Raw genomic sequence first — 25,691 nt, 5'->3', positions numbered from 1 at the left:
TGAACTCAATGCATAGAAATTTGCCTGCCTCATCCGGATTTGGATGAGTTACGAACGTTTCGGTACTGTGCGTGTATGTGATATTTTTTATCATGGAAGCCGTAGGTTCCTTACGTCGCGACGTGCAACGTGCATTTCTCCGCTTACGGTCGCGAAACTGATTGCACCGTCGTCGTTGTTCTCAGCCAGGAAATCTATTATCGATTGACTACTGCTGATCGTCACGAAAGTGAGGTGTCATGGAGCAGACCGGTTCTCGATAACTTGATGATTATAGAAATCTGTTTCCCTGATCGAGCCAGTTGGGGCTAGCCATTATCGATCAGGAGCTCTTTGACAGCGCTGCAAAAACTCTCAATCTCATTCGCCTGATGGCTGGCGGTAATGGAAACCCGTAGTCCTGCTTCGCCCCTGGCTACGGTTGGAAAGAAGATAGCTGAAGCGTAGAAATTTTTCTTCAAAAGCTCCTGGGCACACCCAATGGATGTCATTTCATCGCCGATGCGGATAATGCGGATCGGCAGCGCGGAGCCCGATTGAGCTGTGGGGATCAGTCTGTCGAAAAATGCGATATTGTCCTGCAATGCGGCCTGTCGTTGCCCTAGCTCTGAAGACTGATGGATTTCAGCTGAAGCTAGCCCAGCACCAATAGCGGCAGTATTGAGTGACGCTGAGAATGCGTGCGCAATAGCATAACGGCGAAACAAACTTTCCTGGTGGGCGGTTCCAAGCATCAGCAGCCCCCCAGATGCTCCAAATCCCTTCCCTAACGATGTGACAATTATGGTTCGATCTCCAAGGTTATCGAACTGGGATCTCGCATAACCTTGCCCTTTCCTTCCGACAATGGATATACCGTGTGCATCGTCAATGTAGAGAAACAACCCGTATTTTTCTTGCAAACGTTTCAATTCATCAATGTGCGCGCTGCCTCCCATGGAGTAAACGCCATCGCAAATGTAGGCTACGCTTCGGTTTTTCTTACAGATGTCCTCAAGCATTTCATAGTCGTTGTGAGGAATCGTTTGAACGGCGGTTTCATCGGCCACTGTTTTCTTATGGTAGGCAAGGGTTGCGTGAGCAAAGCGATCGAAAACCATCGTCGGCTTTATACCGCCTGTCAGATGACCAGAAGCAACCAGTGGGAGGGCGCTCATGTTGGCGGCCAGAACGGTCGTATAAGTAATAGAGCGGGCTTCGAAGAGCTTTGAAAGCACCTCTTCGAGTTCGACAAGCTGCGCGAAGTTCAGCCTTGTCCGCGCGCACGACCAGTGCAAACTACCGTTTTGTCGAACTGCCTCAATGGCTCCCGCGACAATAAGTGGGTGGTTGTCCAATCCTAGATAGGAACACCGGACGAAATCAACGATGGTCTCGTTGCGACCACGTAGCTGGACCTGGCGTCCTTCTCTCGGGTCGGCATAAAGTGCCATAACACCTTGAAGATGGGCAGCGTCAAAATGGGAGTCTGCAATACCGATCAACTTGGCCGTGTTGCGGACACCCGTTCCAGATAGAGCTTGAGACGATTCAAACGAATTCTTTGGCATCACATCCTCCATTGTGGTGCCGGTATGAAAACTTACTGAATGCTTTCTCGCAACAAAGCATTTAAGAAGAATTATCGGATATATTATTCACAAAATTTATATTCTTATCATTTGCGAGTTTATTGTGAAAATTCGAACGCGTATCCGGTCGTATGAACTGTTCGGATAAGGTTCTTTCCGGTCAATTTCCATAGCTGACGCCTCAGATTACCGACGTGGACGTCTACGGTTCGTGGCTGGACATAATGATGCGGCGGCCAACCGATTTTGATCAATTGCTCTCGATTCATGACTTGGCCGGGTGCGGCAATGAACCCTCGCAAAATTCGAAACTCGGTGGGTGTCAACCGTATTTCCATTTCCCCGAGTCTCAGGGTCCTTTCGCTCGACAGGATATTCAGTTCGCCAACATGGACACTGCTATGGCGATCGGACGCTAACGTTTTGCGCTCCAAAGATGTGGTCTGCCGGTCGTGTAAAAATGACAGCACTCGCTCGGGCACGAAAGGATGAGGGAAAAATTCGTCGAATCCAGCCTGCAAAAAATCAAGAAAATTCAGCGAATTGCAAGACTGAGCCAGCGCTACAAGAATTATATCTCTGGTGGCGGAATTTTGTTTAATAGCAGCACAAAACTTAAGAATGGGTTCTGTGTTCTCGCTTGTATCAAACAATATCGCATATGGAATTGCTTCCGTTGCCAAGTTCGATGGAGCCTGCAGGCTCATGAGGCTCGGCTTTATAGCCGGCAACACTGAGAATGTGACTAAGTATGAGGTAGTTCTGCGGGTTTTGTGTGCAGATCTTTACGCTAAGATTCACGGCCAGCATTCTCCGTCGATATCAATGTTGCGACATAAATTATCAAGTTTATGAATAATTTTAATAAGAGTTATGATAAGGTCAATATTTATGTGAATATTTATAAACTGATAGAAACTTTGTTCACTTTTTTGTTATATCAAATCGATGCATAAATATTTCACATGACGTACCGTGGGTTATGACCACACCGGGATTTCACATCCTTGAACCTTCGAGCTTATCCTTCAGGGCTGCGTTCATTCGTGCGTTGTTCCCGCACCGCGCGCTGACTGCTTTCACTTGTGCGGGTAATATTTACAGTTCAGCGCGCTCCGAAGATATCAAGGCGCCGGCACTGAAACGGTCCGGCGTATCCTTGCGTACTATCGCAATGTTCAACCTCGAACCCACATATTCCAACTCTGCAGCAACTTCCTGGCATTCTCGTTGATCCATTTGGCATCTGGAACCACTACGGTGTCTCGAACTTGGGTTGCTGTTGGCATGAAGCGCTTGGTTTCCTCGGACATCATTGCAATTGCCTCCGTGCTCGGCGGCGTACAGGCCAAGACATCGCACGCTTTGGCCTGTGCGGCCGGATTATCAAGCCAGAAAGCTATAAGTTTGAGGGCATTTTCGCGATTTGGCGCTCCTCGCACGAGCGCAATGCGATCCCCAACCAAGAACGATGCTTCATAGGACCAACCAATCTGAAGGCCTTCAGTTTGCAGTGCACGTGCACGGGTAAGCCAGATTTGACCGAGCGCGTATTCGTTGTTTCGAAATCCTTGTACACTTTGATCGCCACTCTTCCACCATAACGAGACGGCGGGACGGATTTCATCCAGCTTTTTGAATGCTCGGTCGATATCGAGTGGGAAAAGTTCGTCACGTGTCACACCGTCAGCAAGCAAGGCTGCAGCCAATACGCGCCAGGGATCATCAAAATTCGGGAATGCTCGACCTCCAGGAAACTCGGCTGTATTCCACATATCAGCCCATGTCCGCGGTTCCCGCTGGTCTTTCTTTTCTTTTCGGTAGACGAGCAACGTTGCGGTCGACTGGAGCAAAGCACCGCCTGGCGCACAAGCGTTCGCCGCCAAATCGGGCCGTTTGGCGAATGCCTTACAAAACTCGCTGAGATCTTCGGTTACGAGTCGGTGAGCTTCCGATTCCGATTGGATTTCTCCATCGAGATAAAGATCCCATGAGACGTTTCCGGCTTTGACCATTGCTGAGGCTTTCGCCCGCATCTCCGAATTGGTTGCGGATACAATTTTTACGCGGATCCCCGTCTGCGCTGTAAATGGATCGAACCAGGCCTCCTTTAGTGCGCGATCGTACACCCCTCCCGTCGATGCGATCACGACCTCGCTAGCCGATGTCGCGCCGGGGTAACCACTTATCGCAAGCGTTATCGTCGCGACGGCCATGGATCGGCGGGCGCATTCGGCCACTTTATGAAGTGTCATAATTATCTCCCCTTTTTTCAGTTTTGCTTGGAACGTGACAGTACGAACGACAGTGCAATAAGGCACATTGACACCAGGACAACCATGGTGGAGGCGGCTGCAATGGTTGGTGTCAGATTAAAATCTATGTCTTCAAACATTTTTCTGCCGATCGGCTTGCCGCTGATGTCCGAAATGAAGAACGCGACAGTGGCCTCATCAAATGAGGCCAGAAAGGCGAAGACGAATCCGGCTCCGATACTTGGTGCGATTATCGGCAAAGTGATGTGGAAAAACGCTCTGCCACGCCCTGCTCCGCAGTTCAGGGCGGCAAGCTCCAACGCTGGATCAAAACGCTGCAGAGCCGCGACTACGGTAATCATCACGAATGGAACCGACAAGACCGTGTGACTGACCAGAAATCCTGAAAAGGTTCCAGTCAATTGATGCGGTGCAAAAACCAGATAGAGGGCGACACCCAGTACAATATGCGGAACGATCATCGGGCCGATCGTCAGTACGTGGAACACCCCTTTGAAGGGTAGCTCGCCTCTGACAAAGGCGAGAGCCGCCATGGTTCCCACAACGGTGGAAGTCACGGCTGTCGCCAAGGCGATTTTCAGGCTGAACCATGTTGACGCCATCCAGTCAGGATCGCCGAAATAAGCCGCGTACCATCTGAACGACAAACCTTGCGGCGGGAATTGCAGATAATCCGTCTGGCTGAACGACATTGGAACTATGATCAATGTGGGTAGAATGAGAAACAACAATACGATGCTCACGAAGAAGGCCGCGAACAGTTTCCAGGCGAGATTACCCATGCGCCCTCCCTTCAGTGACATTCTTGAAGTCCCGATCTCCCGGCTCGAACTGATTGTAGAGAACTGATTAATGAACACTTGCGAACCCCTTATTGAGCGCCAGTACTCGCCGGAAGCATGCGACAAAAATAATTGTCATGCCGAGCAACACGGTAGAAAGAGCAGCAGCGAAGGGCCAATCGAGTGTCACAGTTGTCTCCTGACCGATCAGCGTTGCCATCAACATCGAATCCGGCCCTCCAACCAGAGCGGGCGTTATGTAAAAACCGAGCGCCAAAACAAAGCACAATGTGGCACCGGCAAATATCCCGGGAAGACACAAAGGAAACGTGACGACGAAGAAAGCCTTCCACGGACTTGCGCCAAGGTTAAGAGCAGCTCGATCGAGGTCCTTGGGTATAGCTTTGAGCGCCGCATAAATGGGCAACACAACGAAAGGCATCAGAACATGTGCCATCGCCAGCGTCACCGCTCCTTGCGTGTAAAGAAGCTTGAGGGGCTGCTCGGTCAAACCGAGAGCGCTGAGAACCCCATTCACAATCCCGTTTCGCTGCAACAGGACAATCCATGCATAGGAGCGAACTAAAACCGAAGTCCAAAGCGGAATGAAGACACAAATCGCCGCTATAATCCGGGCAACCTGTCCCGCTCTTGTCATGACCAGAGCAACAGGAAAGCCGAGCACGCAGCCAATGGCCGTCACAGCGACCGCAACGCCGACTGTGGAAGCCAGGACATCGAGATAAAGACTTCGCTCTACGATGCGTCCATAGCTTATCGCGTCGTCCGAAAAACTGAGCGCGATGAGTCTACTGATCGGATACATAAAGCCAACGACCAATAGAAATAACAATGGTAACACCAGAAGCCATGATGTTAGAGGAGGGTATTGGCGTGCGGATTTTCCCCGAAGGAATGTGCCGAGACTGGAAAACGAGGAACTCATGCCGCCAACCTCGTCTCAAGGTCGAAAATCAGGAGTGAGACGGTATCAAAGCTTACACCGACGCGGCTATTCCTTTGCAACGCCGGTGAAGATGCCGTTGCAGGTAATTGGACACGAAGGTCGATATTTGGAAAGGCGTCAAGTCGGACCAAGACGACAGTGCTCGAACCGATGAAGACGGACGCCTCGATCGTACCGGACAGTTGTCCCCCACTCTGATCGGAAGAGATACGAACATGTTCCGGCCTCATTGCCATCCTGATATCGGAACCGATAGATTTGTGTGCCATTTGGGGATGAAGTCGTGGATCCACCTCCACAGCAACACCCTCTGAGATATCAAGAATGCACTTGCCGTTTTCATTGCCGCGATAAGTTGCCGGAATAAAATTGATAGAGCCAATAAAGTCAGCAACGAAGGTGCCGTTCGGTTCATTATAGAGTTCTGACGGAGTACCAACCTGCTGGACGCAGCCATCATGCATTACCACGATGCGGTCGGACATGGTCAACGCCTCTTCCTGGTCGTGAGTGACGTAGATTACTGTCGCACCGAGATATTCCTGAATGCGCTTGATCTCAAACTGCATTGCCTCTCGCAATTTCTTGTCGAGGGCACCGAGCGGTTCATCCATCAAGATGACGGGAGGAGAAAAAACTAACGCACGGGCGACGGCCACACGCTGTTGTTGTCCACCGGACAACTGGTTCGGATAACGGTCCGCGAAGTCATTGAGACGGATCAGTTCAAGCATCTCATCGACGCGTGTCTGGATCTCTTTCTTCGAACCTAGTCGACGCATTTTCAGTGGAAACGCAATGTTCTGCCGAACCGTCAGATGGGGGAACAGCGCATATTTCTGGAACACCATACCGATATTACGCCGATTGGGCGGGAGCGTGGTTATATCTGTGCCGCCCACCAGAATTCTGCCGTTCGTCGGTTGTTCGAAGCCGGCGATCATGGTGAGCAAGGTCGTTTTACCGGAACCGGACGGTCCAATGATGGAAACGAACTCGCCTGCCCGGATATCGAGCGTGGTTTCACGGATAGCCCAGGTTTCACCAAATCTTTTCTGAACTCCGGCAAGCATTAATTTTTGACCGATCAATCTTTTCTCCTCCGGAAACCACGTGGAATCTGTGCCCGTGCATTCGGTCTCGACGCAAAAAGCATCATTGACGTTCCAGACGCATAGGCGTGCCTATCCAGCAACCACGTGACTCCATGAGTACGCGCTGCTAAAACCTAGAATGACGCGACAAAATCTTTGCAAAAACTTTACATGGTCTTTTTGTTGCATCATAATTCTGATATGTCAACAGGGATTGCGGCTTAAAATGAGCACAACAAAATTGTCGGACCTCACCAATGAGGGTCAGGCACCAAGTCTTGGCGATGTAGCGTACCGCGAAATGAAAGAGCGGCTGATACGCGGTGAATACAAGCCTGGCAAGAAGCTTACAGTCCGAGCCGTAGCCGAGGATCTCGGATTCAGCTCCACTCCTGCGCGGGACGCGATCAACCGTCTCACCGGTGAAGGCGCATTGGTCTATTCGGGACCAAAAACCGTAATCGTGCCGGTTTTAAACGAAGACAGCCTGCGCGAGATCACGCTTATTCGGCTTGCCCTGGAAGGGCTGGCAGCACAGCTTGCAGTAAACTCGGTTACCGATGAAGACATTGAAAAACTTAAGGATATTCAGAGTTATATAAACGACGCGCTGGACCGGCGCGCTTATGATACGGTTTTGCGGCACAACAAGGATTTCCATTTTCATGTTTATGGAATGGCCGGAATGCCTCGGCTTTTATCCATGATCGAAGGGACCTGGCTCAGGGTTGGCCCATCTCTTTACGATCTCTATCCGGAGTTTGCCGAAGAAAAAAATGGGGTACGAAACCACCAGATAGCCATTGAATCGCTGGAGGACAAGGATGGCGCTTCCTTGCGCGCCGCCTTCGAGAACGATATTCGGGATGGCTATCGGCGCTTGCGCCAGGCGGCGCGAGCGCGCTCCGCGATTAGATAGATTTTTGTTGTATGGACTTGACCTTTCGCATTTTTGTTGCAACAAAATTGTGAAGGCAACGCAAAAGCGTTAGCTGATGTGCGTTTAAAAGGCCCAATCAATGATACCCAATCCGAAAATACACCGTGACGTTCCGGTGCTCAGTACGGAATCGTCACGCCTTTACGCCCGCAGCCTGCGGGTTTTACCGCAGGGTGTGTCACGCGTCACGATCGATATCGATCCAATACCGATTTACATTGAACGTGGTGATGGCGCCTATCTGGTTGATGTGGACGATAACCGTCTTCTGGACCTGAACAACAACTTCACCACGCTAATTCACGGACACGGTTTCGAACCGGTTGCGGAAGTTGTTGCGCGGCTTTTGCGTAACGGGACCTGTTTTTCCAATCCGACGGAACACGAGGTCGCACTGGCTGAATTGCTGATCTCCCGTATCCCGGCAATGGAAAAGGTTCGCTTCGTCAACAGCGGGACCGAAGCGGTCATGTTTGCAATCAAGGCCGCGCGAGCGTTCACAGGCCGCTCTGCGATTGTTCGCTTTGAGGGAGCTTATCACGGGGGGTACGATTGGGCTGAAACGGGGCAAACCGGCACCTATCCCACCAACGAGTCGGGTCGAAGCGTTGCGCGGCCTGGATATCGTGGTGCGCCGACCAGCCTTGGCGACGATGTCATTGTCCTCCAGTTCAATGACAAGGAGGAGATCAGTTCGAAACTCGAGAGCCACGTGCATCGGATCGCCGGTATTTTGATTGATCCTATGCCAAGCCGGGCCGGGCTATTTGCGCCAGACGAGGGGTTTATTGGGGCACTGACAACTTTCGCGCAAAAACATGGCATTCTGCTGATCGCCGATGAGGTGTTGAATATCAGGCAAGGTTATACGGGTGCTTCGGACCGCTACGGTCTTGGTCCCGATCTGATAGCAACCGGCAAGATCATCGGGGGCGGTTTTCCAATTGGAGCCATCGGCGGGCGCGCCGAAGTCATGTCGGTCTTCGAAAAACGGGACGGCAAGCCGCCTGTTTCGCAAGGTGGGACATTCTCCGCTAACCCGGTCTCCATGGCGGCTGGTCTTGCTGCCATGAATGCATTGACACCCGATGCCTTCGTACGACTCGAAGAATTGGGAGATGCTTTACGCTCACGTCTTTCGCAGATCGCTCAGTCGCGACAGGCTCCCTTTTCGATCACCGGAGCCGCCTCCCTCTTCCGCATTCATCCAAAACGTGAAGCGCCGACTGATTACCGCGCTTCGATCATGTCGGCTGATCAGGCCTTACGCATGCGAGAACTCACACGGTATTTCGCCCGGAATGGCGTGCTGTTGCCCTTTGGAGCGGCAGCCAGCCTATCGACCCCGATGGGCAACACAGAAGTCGAGCTCATTGCCTCGCTTTTTGATAATTTCCTTGTACAAAACCCCGTTCGGGAGGACCATCCATGAAACATGCCGCAATTACAGACAGCGTTGCTGATCGTATCGCTCAAGCACTAGTCCGCCATGGCGTCGAGGTGATCTTCGCACAAAGTCTGCCCTCCGCTGTTATTCTTGCGGCCGAAGCCTGCGGAATTCGCCAGATCGCCTATCGTCAGGAAAATATGGGCGGAGCGATGGCGGACGGTTATGCCCGTGTTTCTGGCAAGGTGGGGGTCGTCGCGGCACAGAACGGTCCTGCGGCTACGTTGCTGGTTCCACCACTAGCCGAAGCTCTGAAAGCGAGCATCCCAGTTGTCGCACTTGTGCAGGATGTCGAACGGAACCAAACGGACAAGAACGCCTTTCAGGATATCGATCAAATTGCCCTCTTCCAGTCCTGCACGAAATGGGTCCGTCGACTTAATGTGGCCGAGCGCGTCGATGACTACATCGATGCAGCTTTTACCGCCGCGACAAGTGGGCGAGCGGGACCGGTTGCGCTTTTGTTGCCGGCGGACCTGCTGCGCAGCCCGGCTCCGAAGAGCGGTAAGCCGAGAACTGCTTGCCTTGGCTACTGGCCGCTTGACAGGTTTCGTCCATCGGACGATCTCATTCAGACTGCGGCGGATACTATTGCTGACGCGAGCAACCCCGTTGTATTGGCTGGCGGCGGTATTCACGCCGGTGGCGCAGCGGCAGCATTGGCTCGCCTTCAGGAAGTAGCCTCCCTTCCCGTGTTCACGACCAATATGGGCAAAGGGGCAGTTGACGAATTCCATCCTCTGTCTGCTGGCGTTCTGGGAGCGCTGACTGGCCCAAGATCGTTGGGTTTCTACAGTGGCCAACTGATGAAGGAAGCAGATCTGGTTATCCTTGCCGGAACACGCACTAATCAGAACGGAACCGACAATTGGCAGCAGATTCCTCCTTCAGCGAAAATCATCCAGATTGACATCGACCCCGGTGAGATCGGGCGCAACTACGAGGCGCTGCGTTTGCATGGCGATGCGCACGAAACGCTAACGGCCCTATGCGAAGCGTTGTCGAAGCGAGACTTCCTTCGGCGCGACATGTCCCGCCTCGCTTACGAGAAGAGAATTGCGGGTTTCTGGGCGGAATATGACGAAGCTCGCGGACCGGTTCTTGAGGATCGCTCAGCCACGATGAGGCCTGAGCGCGTTATGCAGGAATTGCAGCCCTGGCTCGAGCATGACGTAACGGTCGTGGCAGATGCGAGCTATTCGTCCATGTGGGTCGTAGGTCAGCTTCGCTGTCGCAAGGTGGGCAGAAGATTCATTACACCGCGAGGGCTTGCTGGCCTTGGATGGGGTTTACCGCTTGCGATGGGGGTAAAGGTTGCCCATCCTGATAACCCAGTGGTTGCCATCGTAGGGGACGGCGGATTTGCACATAGCTGGGCCGAACTGGAAACGATGATACGTATGCAGTTACCTGTCACCGTTGTTCTTCTGAACAATGGCGTGTTGGGCTTCCAGAAAGATGCTGAAACCGTAAAATTCGGGCGGTATACCACGGCGTGCCATTTTGCTCCGGTCGATCACGCAGCGATCGCTTCAGCATGCGGATGTCGATCTGCCACTGTCGATAATGCTGCTGACTTCTCGCAGCAGCTGCGTCTGAGCATTGAAAGCGGTAAACCGTCGCTCATTGAAGTGATTACCGATCCCGACGCTCATCCTCCGCTTTCTCTTTTTGCGGCAATGGATCAGGCAGCATGACGGCTGGAGCACGTGAGCGTATAGCAGTTGTTACCGGGGGCAGCTCAGGCATTGGGCTGTCAACGGTCAGACAATTGGCCAGTGAAGGGTACAAAGTAGCGTTTTTCGGGCAGACGCGACAGCGAGTTTCGGCGGCTGGAGAGTTGCTCATTTCGCAATTCGGGAAAGATGCAATCTTATATCGGTGTGTAGACATAACTGAACCGACAGCAATTATCGGCTTTTTCGATACCGTGCGAGGCCATTGGGGTTCGCCAGACACTCTGATCTGTAATGCTGGCGTATCACCCAAAGCAAAAGATGGCAAAGCTGCAGCGTTTGTCGAGACAACGATTGAGGAATGGAACACAGTCCTTTCAACCAATTTGATCGGACACGTCCTTTGTTGCCAATGTATTTTGCCGGATCTGATTAAACGGCGCTTCGGTAGAATCGTTTTGGTTGGTTCTATTGCTAGCAGGGCGGTACCCAGACTCGCTGGCAGCGCTTATACCGCATCAAAAGCTGCGCTATCGGGTTGCCTTCGTTCTCTCGTGTCCACGCTTGGCGGGACAGGAGTTACGGCCAATATGGTTGCGCCGGGACATATCGTAACCGGAATGACTAGCCCAGTGGATTCCGATTCAAATCGAGATGCCCTTTCGCGCATTCCGGTGGGCCGCTTGGGAAGCCCTGACGATGTAACAGCTTTGATCGCTTTCCTGGCGTCGGAAAGCGCTGGCTTCGTCAATGGTGCCACGATCGATGTAAACGGGGGAGAATACGTTTCGCTTTAATAGTGCTTCAACGGGACGATGAATGTTATGTCGAAGGTTCTGATAAAAACATCAGACGCGCAATTGTTTCTGATGCTTCGTCATCTACTCTCGGTTGAAGGGTTCGATTCGGAACTCGCATCACAGCTCAAAGATTTGACGACTGCCAAGATCGGCGCCGAACGGAATCCGGGTGTCTTGATATGGGACGGCAGCGAGGCTGAGCTTTCCGAGTTTCTTCACCTTGGGGAACGGATTCCAAGTCTCGCGTTGGTTATACTGAACAGGAGTGGCATCGATACTGGACATCAAATCAATGAACGTTTCGATCTGGTCCTGAACCCTCCGTTCGATCCCCTTCTTTTGCTGGGATTTCTCCAAAAATACCGAGGCAATATCGCGACTACGGATGCCACGAGAGTTGTTTTGACCTATTGCGACCTGTTGCTGAACCGTTCGCAGGTTCGGGTGTTTCGCAACGGGCATCGCGTCAAACTCACGCCGTTGCAGTTTCGTTTGCTTGAAGCGCTCATGCAAAAGCCTGAAATTGTCTGGAGCAGGCAGGACCTCATCGACGCAGTATGGGGTCAGGGAGCTATCGTCGAGCCACGCACGGTCGACATTCATATCGGCCATATACGGCGTGCTTTGGCGCGGCACGGTCCAAATTTGATCAGAACAGCCCAGGGTCGGGGCTACGCTCTCGATCGGTGGGCGGCCCCATTACAGTAAGTTTCAATTCATGAGGCGCTGAAAAATCCGCGTCCAGAACTGAAAATTACGTTGATCATTTTCGAACCAGGCGTCGAGTGCAAAAAGCGCGGCAGCTGTCGGCGCTGTATCTGCGTAGATTCGCCTCGTAGCATCGACCACCAGACTGTCTTCCGTGCCATGACGGATAGCGTCCTGCTGCAAAAGTTCCCGGGCAGCTTTTACATTCGAAATTTGCAACACAACCATTCCTCCTGCGTCCGGCGGAGGGGAAAATAGAATGGAGCCGGACGTTAGGAGACCGCATAGCGGATTTTTTAACAGCAGGTGCTGTATCGTCGTCCCTGGCATGTGTTGCTCAAATATGTACTGTCTTGTAACAGAATCAAATAGTTGTGGCAATAATCGCATAGAGGGTTTAGATGAAATTCAAGACATTTCGAGGAGTACAACAGCAAAGGAAAATAAGCGCTGTTGGATCGAAGGAGAAAATTGCTATCTCGTCGACAGAACTACATAGGAAAAAAATCTTATGAATTTTGCAAAAGCTTAGTTGATCCACATCCTTGGATTTTGCATCCTAGCCGACACACCAGATAGTTCGGCTTTCACTTCAAACCGACAGGTGCGCCCGTGCTGATGAAAGACCGTGTTGATCACTTGCCCCACGTAAAGCAGCGTGAGTTGCAGCGCGTGCTGGAAATAATATTCGAGGAATTCGAGGATGCGCTCAAGGAGGGCGCGGCGGAATTCAAGAAGCGGGGTCGTATCGTCAAGGTAATTCTGTTTGGATCCTATGCGCGCGGCACACAGGTGGATGAGCCGCATACTGGCAAAGGTTACCGCTCTGATTTTGATCTGCTGATTATCGTCAACAACCGGAAACTGGCGGACTTTGAGTTCTGGCGCAAAACCGAAGACCGGCTTATGCGCCTGCGAGATGTGCAGACACCGGTAAACTTCATCGTCCATTCGCTTCGCGAGGTGAACACGCGAATTAAGGAAGGACGATATTTCTTCACTGACATTCGCAAAGAAGGCATCGTCCTTTACGAACTCGATCCAGAGCCACTTGCACGGCCTGGGATTCTCAATCCGGAAGATGCCTATCGTATCGCGAAGGAATATTTTGACGACCGACTACCGCATGCGAGTAAATTCGCTAAAGGAGCTGCGTTTTATTGTCAGGAGGGAGACTTCAAAGAGGCTGCTTTCCTGCTTCATCAGGCGATAGAACAGGCTTATTCCACCTTCCTATTGGTAACGACAAACTACTCTCCATCTTCACACAACCTAAAATTCTTGCGCCGGCTTGCAGAAGGACAACGCAATGAACTGGCCAAGGCATGGCCGCAAGATCAACAGCGCTACAAGGCATGGTTCAATATCGTCAACGAAGCCTATGTGAAGGCGCGCTATTCTCCGCATTTCGACATTACTGAAGAAGCACTCCGCTGGCTTTTGAAACAAACGAACCTCCTCATCGCCGAGATAGAGAAACTATGTGCCGTTCACCTGGCGAAAAAGAGTGAGGCCCAATAAATGCACATCCCTCTTCGCGTTAGACAGTCATGAACCGTCAATCTACGGTTCTTCAATGGCCGACATGGGACCGTTGAACGAACGCGCTTGGCGAGAGGTGCCAGCGGTTGGTGTAGAAGATACGAACTGCGGTACTCCGGCATCGAACATCAGACGGGAGCCGCAGAACACGACGGGCTTCTTTGCCACAAAGGCTGACCATGTTGGACTTCCTTTCGTTTTCTCAAGCACCTATCGGACGACACCTCGTCCGCGATCGACGCGATGTTGCTGGTGTACGGCGATAATCTCCAGACTCCTTTCTGTTCGAACCGCTTGCTGCAGAACCTGCAAACGCTCCCGCATGACCTGGAATGCCCGGTGTTGCGACGGTGCAATGTGATTGGCTACATCCTTTTCACCAAGCAAAATTGCACCCCAACCGAAACGCTCATCAAGAGCCCGACTAACAACAACAAACTCCCTGGCTATGCGTGGGTCGAGCGAATTTAAACTAACCTGGCGCTTGTTTCCCCTCTGCCTTCGCTCGTTCCGCTTATTAACCAATTGCGAAAGAGCATTTTCGGCCGCCCGCGACAGGCCGGGAATGGCAACCGCCATGCGCCGCCGCTCCTCGATGAGTGCTTGTGTCTCCACGTCCAGGGCAGTTGCCCACGACGCACCGAGTGAACGCACCCGACTCGCCACTTCCGGCACAGCTTGAACTGCTTCTTTCCGTTCACGTCCGGCAGCAAATAGCCTGTCCATCAAGCGATCGGAACCACGTAATGCACCATAGGCCGTGGGATCGTTGCTAAGCGCTGCAGCAACTCGCTCACCCCCAAACCCCTTCATGACAAGTTCTTCGACCTTTGCGACAGCTCCCGCAGGATCCCGCCAGATAAGTGTCGCTGTCTCGGTGAGTGCCGCGCGATGATCCCGATAAAGTGTGACATCGATCGCGCGCCTTCGCGCTTCCTCTTCCACCGATGTTTTGAACTCCGTCACGGCAGCAAGCATCGGTAGCATCGGCATAATCTCCTTATGATTTTGGATACTCGCACCGGCAACGATCCTTGAACGATCCTGTTTCTCGGCTAGGTGCTGTTCTGCCGAAAAGCGCCTGACGACGTTGAACAGACGCATGAGTTTTTCGCGGTGCTCGGGTGAGATATTCTCCGGCATGCGTTCAGTCATGTGACGCTCGGCAACCACGTCGGCCTTCTTGGTAAAGGCACTCCAACCGAAGCGAGCCGTCAGAGCGTCGTTGACAGCCTTAACCTCCTGAACCAGTTGGCGGTCCTCCACGACGTAGCGGAAAGCGGTCTTGTAAGCATCGCCCCCAACCCGTTCACGGATAGTCTCAATTTCGATGAGACGCGCCATCGCCGGCTTCGACAGCATTGGGATCGACAGGGACATATGTGCACGCCGTTGCTGCTCACGGATACCGAAGCGTGCGGCCTGACGTCGGAATTCGGTGGCATGGGCGCGCGCCAGCGGCACGAGTTCCGACAGCGCACCCAGCGCCGCATTTTGATCATCACGCGCAGCCCGCCCGTCGACAAAGCGATCCGAACCATGCAGACAGCCGAGGCGCTGCGGCCTGGTCAGGAGATTATCGGCGAGCTGGCGCGGCTCGGTTCGTGCATCGGAAGCGAGAACGTTCAGTCTGGCGAGCGCACCGTCTGCATCACGATAGATCCTTTCCAGCACCGGTCGGAGAATTTCGTTCCGCTCCTTCCAACGATCCGAGCGAAGCTGTGCACGACGGGCGTCTTCGTCGATACTGCGGGCAAAAATCGAAGCGGGCGCGATCAGGTATTTTCCGGCTGTGGAAATTTCCACTGCGTAGGTTTTATTGCCAGTCTCACTATACGTCACGCCACGTTCGCGTTCGATTGCAAAGCCGAGTGCAACACTCGCTCGCTCCCAAAGCTTCGCAATATGCGTCCGCTTTTTCCCAATCCACGCCAGTCGTCCCGAAACATTTTCCTGCATTCCGGTAGTGATCGCGGCGAGTGTATCGATGCCACGCCGCCACGCAAAATCCTGCACATGGGCCCGGTAACCCTCTTCACTCTCGAAATCGAGCGTTGTCGTCTTGGCGCCTGACCGAGACAATCGCGCCACCAGTTGCGTGAATAACTCTGGCCGATGACTCTCGCGCTCAAGGCGCTGCTCGCGCGCATGGGCCGTTTCCTGCAATCCCGCCACCCAGACGTTTCGCTCAACCTGCCGCTCCTCGATCCGCTTTTCACCAGTCTGCTCGTCGACGACGGTCACTTCCACCTTAACCTGTTCAACACCATCTTTGCGCAGTGTGACAGTATCGCCTTTGCGGACACCACTCTCGCCCAATGCCTTTGGAAGGCTGACGCCCCAAAGGCGATGAACGGCACCGTCATCGGTTTTTACATCGGCATAAGGGCTTTCCTTGGCGTCTTCGTCCTCAGGCCGGAATTTAGCCTCGCCGATCTCCACCAGTTCGCCAGCAACGCCAGTGGCATGATCGACACGTGGCTTTCGTCCCCACTCCGGTCTAGGTTCAAAATCCTCGCGTGCTGCATAAAGATCGGCGCGATCGCGGTGACGGGTCATCGAGACATAGGTCAAATGCTGATCCATCATGCCTGAGGCAAGCACAAAGGTCCTGTCCACGGTGACCCCTTGAGATTTATGAATTGTGGCGGCGTAACCATGATCGATATTGCGATAGCTGTCCTCGCTGATCACGACCTCTCGGCCATTATCGAGACGAACTCTTAACAACGTTCCACCCCGCTTATCGCCGGTTGATATGACCGTACCGAGCATTCCGTTCTTCACATATTGCGGACCGAAATGGCGCGCACGTTGTTCGACAAAACGGGCGTTCTCCAGGAAAATAATCCGATCGCTGACCGCAAATTCACGTGCCCCCCGCTCCGTCTGGAATTCGCACGCACCGGTCAGTGCCCCTTCCTCCGCCATCACCTGGCGCAGAGATGCATTGAGACGCTTCACGTCCTCATTGGTATGCGCCAAGACGAGCAACTCGTCACCGCGAAGCTGCCGCGCGGTTTCCTCATTCTCGGCTTTGTGCAACAGGTCGCGCCGTGCATCGGTCCAATCCTCGACGATACGATTGATGATTTCGGTTCGTGTTTCTGCCTCGGCGAGGCGCCCCTGCCGCGCATAGATATCGAGACCTTTTTCCACCTCGCCGTGCGCGAACAGACGAGAAGCCTCGCGTGCCCATTCGTCCCGCTGGCGCCGCACACCGGCAAGTTCGGCAAAACCAATACGGTCACTGATCACGCGAAACGCGGCACCTGCCTGTATTGGCTGAAGCTGCATGGCGTCACCAACCAGAACGACCTTCGCGCCGGCATCCTCAGCCACCTTCAGCACGCGTGCCATCTGTTGCGAGGAGATCATGCCAGCTTCATCGATGACAAGCACGTCGCCGCTTTCAAGCAGGTCCCGACCGCCAACCCATGCCATTTCCAGTGATGCAAGGGTTCGGGACTTGATGCCTGAACTTTCCTCCAGCCCCTCTGCTGCCTTACCAGCAAGTGCCGCCCCGACTACACGACAACCTCGGCTTTCCCAGGCAAGGCGTGCTGCAGCAAGCAGCGTCGACTTGCCCGCACCAGCCAGACCGATAACGGCAGCAATGCCATTGTCCCCGGTGACATGACGGACCGCATCAATCTGTTCGGGATCAAGCTGGAAGGGCTTTTGTGGATCCTGTGTCTCGATTTGACGGATTGCAGCAGCGGTGGCTTTCTCCGATATAGCGAAGCCCGATCGCTTGGACAGAGCATTCGCCGACTGCGCCATGTCATATTCGATGCGAAGAATCTCACGCGTGGTGAAAACGGCGGGCTCTGCCACCTTGCCCGTTTCCGTGTCGACCCGCTGCGCCTTCAATAATACGAGATCATCCGAGGCCATTAACTGTGACCGGATATTGGTGAAATCGACGGGATCATCGACATAGCGATGCAGTGCCCTGGCTATATCCTTCTCATCGAAGGTGGAGCGTTCGTTGGCGAGTTGCTTTAGTAAAAGCTGCGGCTCCGCCAACAACCGGTCTGCCATTTCCTGACGACGCGCCAGGTCGCCGGGCGCAAAAAACATCTCAATCCCCTTGCGCGCGAGCGCCGCCTTTTCTGGCCCGAGGTGCTTTTGCGCGATGCCGTCGAGGCCTTGCTCGGCATAAGAGCGACCGTCGAGGCGTATCTCGTGACCAGCAAGCGCCAGATGCCGATTGGCCGTATCTGCCCAGGCAATCTTCCACGCCTTCATGGTCTCCTTGTCGCCGGCCCAAAGCGTGTAGACGATCCTGCCGTTTGGCCGATCCGGTGTAACGACGCGCAACTGCTCACCGTCCTCTCCAAGAACCGGCACCTTTTTCGGCCCGAACCCTTCTTCCGCCAGGGGTCTGAGCGCCGTCATCAGATGGATATGCGGATTGCCATCCTTGTCGTGATAGACCCAGTCCGCGATCATGCCTTTTGCGGTCAGATTGTCCTGGACGAATTCCTGGACCAAGGCGATATTCTCGGCACGCGTCAGCTCCTCTGGCAAAGCGATGATCAATTCACGCGCAAGCTGTGCGTCTGCCCGCTTCTCAGACGCATCAACCGCGTTCCAAAATATCTCGCTGGCTTTCGCGACGGACTTCCCCTCGACAGCTGACTTCAGCCACGCTGGAATCTCATTCGGAAGCGCCAGTTCCTCATGCACCAGTTCGTTCGCGCCACCGCGATAGCTAAATGAAGTACCGGCCTGTTCGTCCATCATACGAGCGCGATGACGATAGGCCGCAGCCGAGACGATACTGCGTCCCGCTCCCCTTCCAATCACCTGCGCTCTGACGAACATAATCGCCACGTCTGGTTTCCTCTTCTTTCAAGCACGTCGCTCCAGCGACGTATATTGCGCCCTCAAACCGATCGGGCCGCGGGCCGGATTCCGATTCACCAGAAGACGATCAGACTAAAAATTCCGGCATCGGCGTTTTGGGGACTTGTGCAAAGTAACGTATTTTACTATCGTATTCTAGATAGTTAAAAGCGAAATCGAAACTTTGTTGCATGAAAAGGAAACGACAGATGGCCGCAAAATCGTCAATTCTGGATATCGATGCCCAGATCGAGAAGCTGCGTGAACGCAGACGTGCCGCAATCGTTAAATCAGCCGAGCGCTTCGCCAAGGCGGCCACCAAGTCGGGATTAGCGGAGTTGGAAATTGCAGACGAGGACATCGATCGCATCTTCGAAGAGATCACCGCACGATTTCAAAAAGAGAAGAAAGGGACCTCTGGCTCAACTGCTCCGGCACGTCGATCAACGGATCGTGACACTGGAACGTCGGAGGCGATTTCAAATGATGGCTGACCGCAAACTCGAAGCCCGCGAAAAATTCCTGCTTGGTGGCATCGTGGTCAAGGCAGGACTGTCGAGGGCTGACCGGGCTTTTCTGCTCGGCGGCCTGCTTGAACTGGCGCGCGTGACAATAAACTCTCCCGAATATCGGCGGCTACGCGATATTGGCGAAGAGGCATTCAAGTCCCAGGTACAAAAGGTTGAGGCCGTGCGTGACCAGGAGATGCGCGAATGGCATTGAAGGGAAAACTGAGCCCGAGCCTGTTGCTCGTCTTCGTGCCGGTCATTGTCACGGCAATCAGCGTCTATATTATCGGCTGGCGGTGGGCGGAATTGGCGACCGGCATGGCGGGCAAAACAGCATATTGGTTTCTGCGCACCGCTCCGTTACCTGCACTTCTGCTCGGACCGGTCGCCGGACTGTTGACGGTCTGGTCTTTGCCCATGCATCATCGGCGACCGATAGCCATGATGAGCCTCCTGTGCTTTCTCGGAGTCGTTGGCTTCTATGTCTTGCGAGAATACGCGCGTCTGGCTCCATCCGTTGAGCGCGGTCTTGTCAGCTGGGACACCGCACTTTCCTATCTCGATATGGTTGTCGTGGTCGGTGCGTTGTGTGGCTTCATGGCAGTCGCTGCATCGGCCCGTATCTCCACTGTCGTTCCCGAACAGGTCAAGCGTGCCCGACATGCAGCCTTCGGTGACGCCGATTGGCTTTCTATGTCGGCTGCGGGAAAACTCTTCCCACCGGATGGCGACATCGTTGTCGGGGAGCGTTACCGCGTTGACAAGGAAATCGTGCACGAATTGCCCTTCGATCCCGACGATCAAACAACATGGGGACAAGGCGGCAAGGCGCCTCTCCTCACCTATGGGCAGGATTTCGATTCCACGCATATGCTCTTTTTTGCCGGATCGGGAGGTTACAAAACCACCAGCAATGTCGTGCCGACGGCGTTACGCTATACCGGACCGTTGATCTGCCTCGACCCCTCAACCGAGGTCGCGCCAATGGTCGTAGAACATCGCACAGCCAAGCTGGGCCGTGAGGTCATGGTGCTCGATCCGTCAAACCCGTTCATCGGCTTCAACGTACTTAACGGGATCGAAACTTCAAGCAAACCAGAAGAAGACATCGTCGGCGTTGCCCACATGCTCCTGTCGGACACTGCACGCTTCGAAAGCTCGACCGGCTCCTACTTTCAAAGCCAGGCGCATAATCTTCTAACGGGCTTGCTCGCACATGTGATGCTATCGTCAGAATATGAAGGTCGGCGAAATCTGCGCAGCCTGAGACAGATCGTTTCCGAACCTGAGCCATCGGTGCTCGCCATGCTGCGCGACATTCAGGAGAATTCGGGTTCGGCGTTCATTCGCGAAACCTTGGGCGTCTTTACCAACATGACCGAACAGACATTCTCCGGCGTTTATTCGACCGCTTCGAAGGACACGCAATGGCTCTCGCTTGACAATTATGCGGCACTTGTCTGCGGTAATACCTTCAAACCGAGCGACATAGTCACGGGTAAGAAGGATGTGTTTCTTAACATCCCCGCGTCAATCCTGCGCTCCTATCCGGGCATAGGTCGAGTGATCATCGGGGCGCTGATCAACGCCATGATACAGGCCGACGGCCACTTCAAACGACGGGCACTTTTCATGCTCGATGAGGTCGACCTACTCGGCTACATGCGCGCGCTGGAAGAAGCACGCGATCGCGGTCGCAAATACGGCATATCCATGATGCTGATGTACCAATCCGTTGGACAACTGGAACGACACTTCGGAAAGGACGGAGCGATCTCATGGATCGATGGCTGCGCCTTCACGTCCTATGCGGCAATCAAAGCGCTTGATACAGCGCGCAATGTCTCGGCCCAATGTGGCGAGATGACAGTCGAGGTGAAGGGGAGTTCGCGCAACATCGGCTGGGATATAAAGAACGGTGCATCGCGCAAATCAGAAAACGTCAATTTCCAGCGCCGCCCTTTGATCATGCCGCACGAAATCACGCAATCGATGCGGAAAGACGAGCAGATTATTATCGTGCAAGGACACAGTCCGATCCGCTGCGGCAGGGCGATCTACTTCCGAAGGAAGGATATGGATGCTGCAGCAAGCGCCAATCGGTTCGTGAAGCCACATATTTGATCTGTGATATGCTGTGAACACAGGCGTCTTGATTACCGTCATTCCCACTAACGATCGGTGCGACGATAACGTTCGAACGGATCTTCGGCCCCCGGTGGCGTGATCCAGTCGACAAAAAGCGTGTAGCCGAGCGCAAAGGCGACCAAGACAAGTCCCATCAGGCCGAACGCCCAGAACGGCATGCCGTGAGCAGCATCGGGATGGGCAAAAACGACGATCGACATCGGCAGCATGACCAGTGCGGCCAATACCAACATACCGGTGAACGGTCGTAACATGCACAAGAGATAAAAGGCCAAATACCACGCGCTGTAGAATATCGAACGGACGAAAAGACCGAGAATGGCAAATGGTAGCCTCGCCACAAACAGAGGGAGGCGCCAAAAAGCGTTTCTGGACGCTTCAACTGAAACCGGATTAGTTGAGCGAGGTTTGGCAGTTACCAACTTGATCTCCTGCTATGTGCCGCCAGGCAAATCTTTGCCTGTCTTGCTGGTGCGATTTACTCGCTTATTTGCACGAGTCTATCTACGGCAAAAGTACATTGCAAGCGTTGGCATTGCGTCGCATGTGTTAGCCATGAATGGAAACAGAAGCGAGAGTTTAGCGCGGCGTCGAGGTCGCCTGAAAGCGACCTCCGGTTAAACCCGCAATTTCCAGTGGATTGACCGCGTCGCGGCAGTATCTGTCCCTATCATCGATCCACACCGATCGTCATACTGATCAGACCTTAACCTGGGAGGATATTTTCCATGACGACAGCAACCGAGATCGCGGACAAGATCGCCGCCGAGCAGAACCTGACCAAGTCTCAGGCGAAGGCCATTGTGGACAGCGTGTTCCGGCAGATCGCCGAAGCGGCGAAGACCGGCGCCGAGACGAATGTGCCGGGCTTCGGCAAATTCAAGGTCAAAGAGACGCCGGCACGCGAAGGCCGCAATCCGGCGACGGGAGAGACAATCAAGATCGCGGCGTCGAAGAAGCTGACTTTCACGCCAGCGAAAGCGGTGAAGGACGCGCTCAACGGCTGAGGCCGCGCAGCGCGCCCGAGACATGAAACCGCCCTCAATAGGGCGGTTCGTTCTTGAGGAAAGCCGCCTGCTCGACCCAGAGCGCCTCGCGCTCCGCCAGCGCCTTCGCCAGTTCCTTCTCGATCCAGCGGCGCTCGTTGCGATAGACGGCGTTCCGCAGCTCGGCGCGTAGTTCCTCGATGTGCTGATCGATCGACATTGGATATCTCCTTGGTGTTTGTGAAAGACGCCGCCCGCAGTCATGGCAGGCTGGAGGGGTCAAGGAGCGCGGAACGCGACCGCCGGAGGCGGCGAGTGGGGGAGCCGATTTTGTTGGCGGGCGCGCAAGCGATCGGCGGCAAAATTGGGGGGAACCGCTCGTCCTTGAGGCATTCAGGCTGGCATGGCACACTTGGACGGACTGAGCAGACAAAGTTTGGTTCCGTTTGGCACCCGGAAGGAGTGACAGTGGGCTCGATGCCCGCTTTCACTCCCATGTTCACACGGGCCAATCAGTGGCAAAATGCCGGAGCCGGCCCCGATCGCTCGGAGCCGGCTTCCTGCCGCTCAGTTCGGGTTGTTCCAGAGGATCACCTTCTTTGCCGGATCTCCGCCGGGAGCCGGAGCGACATTGCCGAAGATCACACCGATTTCGGGCGCCTCAAGCTTTACCGAGAGGTATTCCTCACCGGTCTGGCGGGCGACGCGGTTCCATCCCGCGCCGATCTCGAAGCCGGTCCGACGATGGATGACGCGGAAGTCGGGGGCTTCGTCGCTTGACTTGCTCGCGTTCGGGACGATTGCGATCGGCGCGTTGACCCGGATGGTGGCGAAAACGCCTTCGAGGCTGCCGTCGGTCTTTTGCATCAAGGTTGCGATCGTGGTGGCCATGGTAGTGTCTCCTGCGGTTGCTCGGGACCATTCCCGATGGCGCACGAAGAGACGGCCGACCTGCTGCGGTCAGCTCGGCTGAAAATTTTGCAAAATTCTATTTTCCGTCAAGGCAAGGGAACCGAAATCGAATTTTGCGAAATTCTCGGGCGGGTCTTACCCCGTCAGGGGTTGACCGCAAAAGCAGGCGGTCGTCTATACGAGCGACATACAACGGGAATGGTTCGGGGCAATCGAGGGGAGCGAAACCATCATGCCTGCCCGACCCACCATTGAACGGAACCGGGCACAGGCTTGCGCGCGTACCTTCGCCGCCATCTGCGCCAATGCGCCATCTCCAGCGCCGCTCCACCCGCGCGGGGGGCATGCGATGAATTCCCTCAGCCGCCATCCCTTTACGGTCCACGATGATTGGCGTGGTGATCGTCCTGCCCATTGCCGGTCATGCGGCAACATCTGGTGAAGCCGGAAATACCCGTGTCCGATATGTGGTCTTCAGCAAGGTCGCCCCCGCCAACGTCCGTCCAGCCGGACAGCATGAAGTTATCCGGAGCACAGCCTGCCGAAAGGCAAACGATACCTGAGCGATCAGGCTGGCTTCGCCGGTGCCAGCCAAGCCGATGTGTAGGGTGGCATCGATTGCACCCGGGTGGTCTTGCATCATATCTTGAAACAGAAACGTCATGAGCGTATATACATTCATGTGTATACGAAAGGAGGTGCAGCTATGCCCCATCTCGCCCGTGTTTTTCAGGCAGGCAACTCACAAGCCGTTCGCCTGCCGAAAGAGTTCCGCTTCAATGTCGAGCGCGTGGAGATCACGCAGGAAGGCGATGCGCTCATCCTTCGCCCGCATGTCGAGACCAAGGAGGCATGGGCATCGCTGAGGGCTGTACTCACCCGCGGGGTCAGCGACGATTTCATGGCGGATGGCCGAAAACAGCCCGACCAGCAGGACCGGCCGGAGCTTGATGCGGTGTTTTTGTGATCTCCCATCTTCTCGACACCAATGCCGTGATCACCTTGATCGGTCGGCGGTCAGATACACTGGTCAGTCGTGTTCTCGGCAGCGTTCCGGGGACGATCGGCCTTTCTTCGATTGTCGCTCATGAGCTTTATTTTGGCGCTCACAAAAGTGCAAAGATCGAGCATAATCTCGAGACGTTGCGCTTGCTGCTCGCCGATTTTCCTGTCCTCGATTTCGACCAGAGGGATGCCTACGTCGCTGGAGAGATCCGGGCGACCCTTGCCGCCAAGGGGACGCCCATCGGCCCCTATGACGCGCTTATCGCCGGTCAGGCAAAGGCGCGAGATCTCGTGGTCGTTACCAACAATACCGGCGAGTTTGCGCGTGTCGAGGGCTTGCGCGTGGAAGACTGGACGCGTTAAACAGACCGTTCCCGGACTGCGGCCTGCTCCTCCCTCACCTCATTCATGCACGGTTAGTGAGATGACCTCTCGACTTTCCAGATTTTCAAGAAAACGGCGCTCATGCGCCGTCTCCTGAGAACTGCCAGACCGGGATCCCGAACCGACGGGCCTTGTCGGCAAGATTCCCGGTGATCCCGGAACCAGGAAAGACGATGACACCTGTCGGTATCACCGATAGCATGGCGTCGTTGCGGCGGAATGGTGCCGCCTTGGCGTGCTTCGTCCAGTCAGGCTTGAAGGCGATCTGCGTCACCTTGCGCGCTTCGGCCCAGCAAGCGGCGATACGTTCGGCTCCTTTGGGCGAGCCACCATGCATCAAGACCAGATCGGGATATTTAGAATGGGCCTTGTCGAGAGCGGCCCAGATCTGCTCATGATCGTTGTAATCCATACCGCCGCCGAAAGCGATCTTGGTGCCGGCCGGGATCAACACCTCGGTCTCGGCACGCCGGCGGGCGGAGAGGAAGTCTCTGGAGTCGATTATCGCTGCGGTCATGTTGGCATGACTGACCTTGGAGCCGGTGCGCGGTCGCCATGCTGATCCGGTCTGCGCCTCGAATAGATCGGCTGCGAAGTCGCGCATGAACTCGAAGGCGTTGCGGCGTTCGAGGAGCGTGATGCCTTCAGCGACATGCCGCTCCAGCTCGACACTTTTGACCTCCGAGCCATCCTGCTCCCCCTGTTCGGTGCGCTGCACGTCCTCGTTGCGCCGAAGTTCTCGCTGGATGCGCACGCCAGCGCGGTGGAAGAGGTTGGGCACCGACCAGAGCAGGTCCTCCAGATCGGGTTCCAGCCGCGTGTCGCCGAGCATCTCAAACAAGGCGCCAAAGATCGTGGTCAGCGCCGACTGAACGACCGGCTCCTCGGGCAGCGGTCGCGGGTCCGGTTCGTCCTGGAATGGGCGGTGGCCGTAAAGCTGCATCTCGTAGATGAAGCGGTCGGTTGGCGAGGATTCGTGGTGCGGTTCAAAGGCGTCGTCGTTGGGAAGCATGAGGTTCATGATGGTCTCCGTCGGTTGTGCCGCGCCTCTCGCGGCCTGACGGCGATCCCTGTCCATGCGGCGGCAGGCCGG

The 25,691-nt window shown here is 54.6% G+C and carries 25 protein-coding genes; 12 read left to right on the top strand and 13 right to left on the bottom strand.

The genetic code is table 11. The features are described from left to right. Positions 1 to 308: 308 nt before the first annotated feature. The 6 genes from HWD97_RS04490 to HWD97_RS04465 form a co-directional block, all read right to left on the bottom strand. A complete protein-coding gene (locus HWD97_RS04490) occupies positions 309 to 1,550 on the bottom strand; it encodes an aminotransferase class I/II-fold pyridoxal phosphate-dependent enzyme (RefSeq protein ID WP_167836181.1) in 1,242 nt (413 codons plus the stop codon). A 119-nt stretch (positions 1,551 to 1,669) separates the two neighbouring features. Beyond that, positions 1,670 to 2,278 (bottom strand): winged helix-turn-helix domain-containing protein, encoded by a 609-nt coding sequence (locus HWD97_RS04485; RefSeq protein ID WP_371834787.1) that lies wholly within the window; start codon positions 2,276 to 2,278, stop codon positions 1,670 to 1,672. 471 nt (positions 2,279 to 2,749) lie between these two features. Next, positions 2,750 to 3,787: an ABC transporter substrate-binding protein gene (locus HWD97_RS04480; protein ID WP_235859075.1), complete on the bottom strand. Its 1,038-nt coding sequence runs from the start codon at positions 3,785 to 3,787 to the stop codon at positions 2,750 to 2,752. 56 nt (positions 3,788 to 3,843) lie between these two features. After that, complete coding sequence (locus HWD97_RS04475; protein WP_121539648.1) at positions 3,844 to 4,629, bottom strand: ABC transporter permease; 786 nt, start codon at positions 4,627 to 4,629, stop codon at positions 3,844 to 3,846. A 67-nt stretch (positions 4,630 to 4,696) separates the two neighbouring features. Next, positions 4,697 to 5,575, bottom strand: coding sequence for an ABC transporter permease (locus HWD97_RS04470; RefSeq protein ID WP_121539640.1), 879 nt, complete (start codon positions 5,573 to 5,575; stop codon positions 4,697 to 4,699). Next, positions 5,572 to 6,687, bottom strand: a complete 1,116-nt coding sequence (locus HWD97_RS04465) for an ABC transporter ATP-binding protein (protein WP_121539641.1) — start codon at positions 6,685 to 6,687, stop codon at positions 5,572 to 5,574. Before HWD97_RS04465 ends, HWD97_RS04470 begins: the two co-directional genes overlap by 4 nt. A 229-nt stretch (positions 6,688 to 6,916) precedes the next feature. Between HWD97_RS04465 and HWD97_RS04460 the strand changes: the two genes are divergently transcribed. The 5 genes from HWD97_RS04460 (at position 6,917) to HWD97_RS04440 (ending at position 12,261) form a co-directional block, all read left to right on the top strand. Further along, positions 6,917 to 7,609 carry a GntR family transcriptional regulator gene (locus HWD97_RS04460; protein WP_121539642.1) on the top strand — a complete coding sequence of 231 codons (693 nt, stop codon included), beginning with the start codon at positions 6,917 to 6,919 and terminating at the stop codon, positions 7,607 to 7,609. Positions 7,610 to 7,709: 100 nt separating this feature from the next. Beyond that, positions 7,710 to 9,062 carry an aspartate aminotransferase family protein gene (locus tag HWD97_RS04455; protein ID WP_167836182.1) on the top strand — a complete coding sequence of 451 codons (1,353 nt, stop codon included), beginning with the start codon at positions 7,710 to 7,712 and terminating at the stop codon, positions 9,060 to 9,062. Next, positions 9,059 to 10,774 carry an acetolactate synthase catalytic subunit gene (locus HWD97_RS04450; protein ID WP_121539643.1) on the top strand — a complete coding sequence of 572 codons (1,716 nt, stop codon included), beginning with the start codon at positions 9,059 to 9,061 and terminating at the stop codon, positions 10,772 to 10,774. Before HWD97_RS04455 ends, HWD97_RS04450 begins: the two co-directional genes overlap by 4 nt. Beyond that, positions 10,771 to 11,550 carry a 3-oxoacyl-ACP reductase FabG gene (gene fabG, locus HWD97_RS04445; RefSeq protein WP_121539644.1) on the top strand — a complete coding sequence of 260 codons (780 nt, stop codon included), beginning with the start codon at positions 10,771 to 10,773 and terminating at the stop codon, positions 11,548 to 11,550. Before HWD97_RS04450 ends, fabG begins: the two co-directional genes overlap by 4 nt. A gap of 510 nt (positions 11,551 to 12,060) precedes the next feature. Continuing rightward, positions 12,061 to 12,261: a winged helix-turn-helix domain-containing protein gene (locus HWD97_RS04440; protein WP_235859076.1), complete on the top strand. Its 201-nt coding sequence runs from the start codon at positions 12,061 to 12,063 to the stop codon at positions 12,259 to 12,261. A gap of 3 nt (positions 12,262 to 12,264) precedes the next feature. Here the strand turns inward: HWD97_RS04440 and HWD97_RS04435 are convergent, their stop codons facing one another. Then, positions 12,265 to 12,591 (bottom strand): hypothetical protein, encoded by a 327-nt coding sequence (locus tag HWD97_RS04435; protein WP_371834786.1) that lies wholly within the window; start codon positions 12,589 to 12,591, stop codon positions 12,265 to 12,267. 288 nt (positions 12,592 to 12,879) lie between these two features. Between HWD97_RS04435 and HWD97_RS04430 the strand changes: the two genes are divergently transcribed. Beyond that, positions 12,880 to 13,782 (top strand): nucleotidyltransferase and HEPN domain-containing protein, encoded by a 903-nt coding sequence (locus HWD97_RS04430; protein ID WP_371834832.1) that lies wholly within the window; start codon positions 12,880 to 12,882, stop codon positions 13,780 to 13,782. 231 nt (positions 13,783 to 14,013) lie between these two features. Here the strand turns inward: HWD97_RS04430 and traA are convergent, their stop codons facing one another. Beyond that, positions 14,014 to 18,642 (bottom strand): Ti-type conjugative transfer relaxase TraA, encoded by a 4,629-nt coding sequence (gene traA / locus HWD97_RS04425; RefSeq protein ID WP_371834785.1) that lies wholly within the window; start codon positions 18,640 to 18,642, stop codon positions 14,014 to 14,016. Between the two features lie 221 nt (positions 18,643 to 18,863). Between traA and HWD97_RS04420 the strand changes: the two genes are divergently transcribed. Genes HWD97_RS04420 through traG form a run of 3 tightly spaced genes read left to right on the top strand, consistent with a single transcriptional unit; the run spans position 18,864 to position 21,287 of the window. Continuing rightward, positions 18,864 to 19,148: a TraC family protein gene (locus HWD97_RS04420; protein WP_121538997.1), complete on the top strand. Its 285-nt coding sequence runs from the start codon at positions 18,864 to 18,866 to the stop codon at positions 19,146 to 19,148. After that, positions 19,138 to 19,377 carry a conjugal transfer protein TraD gene (locus HWD97_RS04415; protein WP_121538998.1) on the top strand — a complete coding sequence of 80 codons (240 nt, stop codon included), beginning with the start codon at positions 19,138 to 19,140 and terminating at the stop codon, positions 19,375 to 19,377. Before HWD97_RS04420 ends, HWD97_RS04415 begins: the two co-directional genes overlap by 11 nt. After that, positions 19,368 to 21,287: a Ti-type conjugative transfer system protein TraG gene (traG, locus tag HWD97_RS04410; protein WP_121538999.1), complete on the top strand. Its 1,920-nt coding sequence runs from the start codon at positions 19,368 to 19,370 to the stop codon at positions 21,285 to 21,287. The genes HWD97_RS04415 and traG overlap by 10 nt, the downstream gene beginning before the upstream one ends. A gap of 47 nt (positions 21,288 to 21,334) precedes the next feature. On the opposite strand, the gene HWD97_RS04405 is transcribed toward traG, so the two are convergent. Beyond that, positions 21,335 to 21,733, bottom strand: coding sequence for a hypothetical protein (locus tag HWD97_RS04405; protein ID WP_235859013.1), 399 nt, complete (start codon positions 21,731 to 21,733; stop codon positions 21,335 to 21,337). Between the two features lie 306 nt (positions 21,734 to 22,039). On the opposite strand from HWD97_RS04405, the gene HWD97_RS04400 reads away from it, so the two are divergent. Beyond that, positions 22,040 to 22,318 carry an HU family DNA-binding protein gene (locus HWD97_RS04400; protein ID WP_121539000.1) on the top strand — a complete coding sequence of 93 codons (279 nt, stop codon included), beginning with the start codon at positions 22,040 to 22,042 and terminating at the stop codon, positions 22,316 to 22,318. 34 nt (positions 22,319 to 22,352) lie between these two features. On the opposite strand, the gene HWD97_RS04395 is transcribed toward HWD97_RS04400, so the two are convergent. The 3 genes from HWD97_RS04395 to HWD97_RS04385 form a co-directional block, all read right to left on the bottom strand. After that, the gene (locus tag HWD97_RS04395; RefSeq protein ID WP_167836118.1) at positions 22,353 to 22,517 is read right to left on the bottom strand and encodes a hypothetical protein; all 165 of its coding nucleotides are present in this window, start codon (positions 22,515 to 22,517) and stop codon (positions 22,353 to 22,355) included. A 347-nt stretch (positions 22,518 to 22,864) separates the two neighbouring features. Beyond that, positions 22,865 to 23,188: a DUF736 family protein gene (locus tag HWD97_RS04390; RefSeq protein WP_121539001.1), complete on the bottom strand. Its 324-nt coding sequence runs from the start codon at positions 23,186 to 23,188 to the stop codon at positions 22,865 to 22,867. Positions 23,189 to 23,583: 395 nt separating this feature from the next. Continuing rightward, entirely contained in the window at positions 23,584 to 23,727 is a 144-nt protein-coding gene (locus HWD97_RS04385; RefSeq protein WP_167836119.1) for a hypothetical protein, read from the bottom strand. A 188-nt stretch (positions 23,728 to 23,915) separates the two neighbouring features. Here HWD97_RS04385 and HWD97_RS04380 point away from each other — a divergent pair, with 188 nt between their 5' ends. Both HWD97_RS04380 and HWD97_RS04375 read left to right on the top strand, forming a co-directional pair. After that, positions 23,916 to 24,176, top strand: coding sequence for an antitoxin (locus tag HWD97_RS04380; protein ID WP_121539002.1), 261 nt, complete (start codon positions 23,916 to 23,918; stop codon positions 24,174 to 24,176). Then, positions 24,173 to 24,577 carry a type II toxin-antitoxin system VapC family toxin gene (locus HWD97_RS04375; RefSeq protein ID WP_121539003.1) on the top strand — a complete coding sequence of 135 codons (405 nt, stop codon included), beginning with the start codon at positions 24,173 to 24,175 and terminating at the stop codon, positions 24,575 to 24,577. Before HWD97_RS04380 ends, HWD97_RS04375 begins: the two co-directional genes overlap by 4 nt. A 100-nt stretch (positions 24,578 to 24,677) precedes the next feature. Here the strand turns inward: HWD97_RS04375 and HWD97_RS04370 are convergent, their stop codons facing one another. Then, on the bottom strand, positions 24,678 to 25,619 hold the full coding sequence (locus tag HWD97_RS04370) for a DUF2493 domain-containing protein (RefSeq protein WP_121539004.1): 942 nt from the start codon (positions 25,617 to 25,619) through the stop codon (positions 24,678 to 24,680). Positions 25,620 to 25,691 lie beyond the last annotated feature (72 nt).

It is taken from the genome of Ochrobactrum sp. C6C9, assembly GCF_022627935.1.
Lineage (GTDB): Bacteria > Pseudomonadota > Alphaproteobacteria > Rhizobiales > Rhizobiaceae > Brucella > Brucella teleogrylli.
This window is presented reverse-complemented; position numbering and strand designations above follow the sequence as displayed.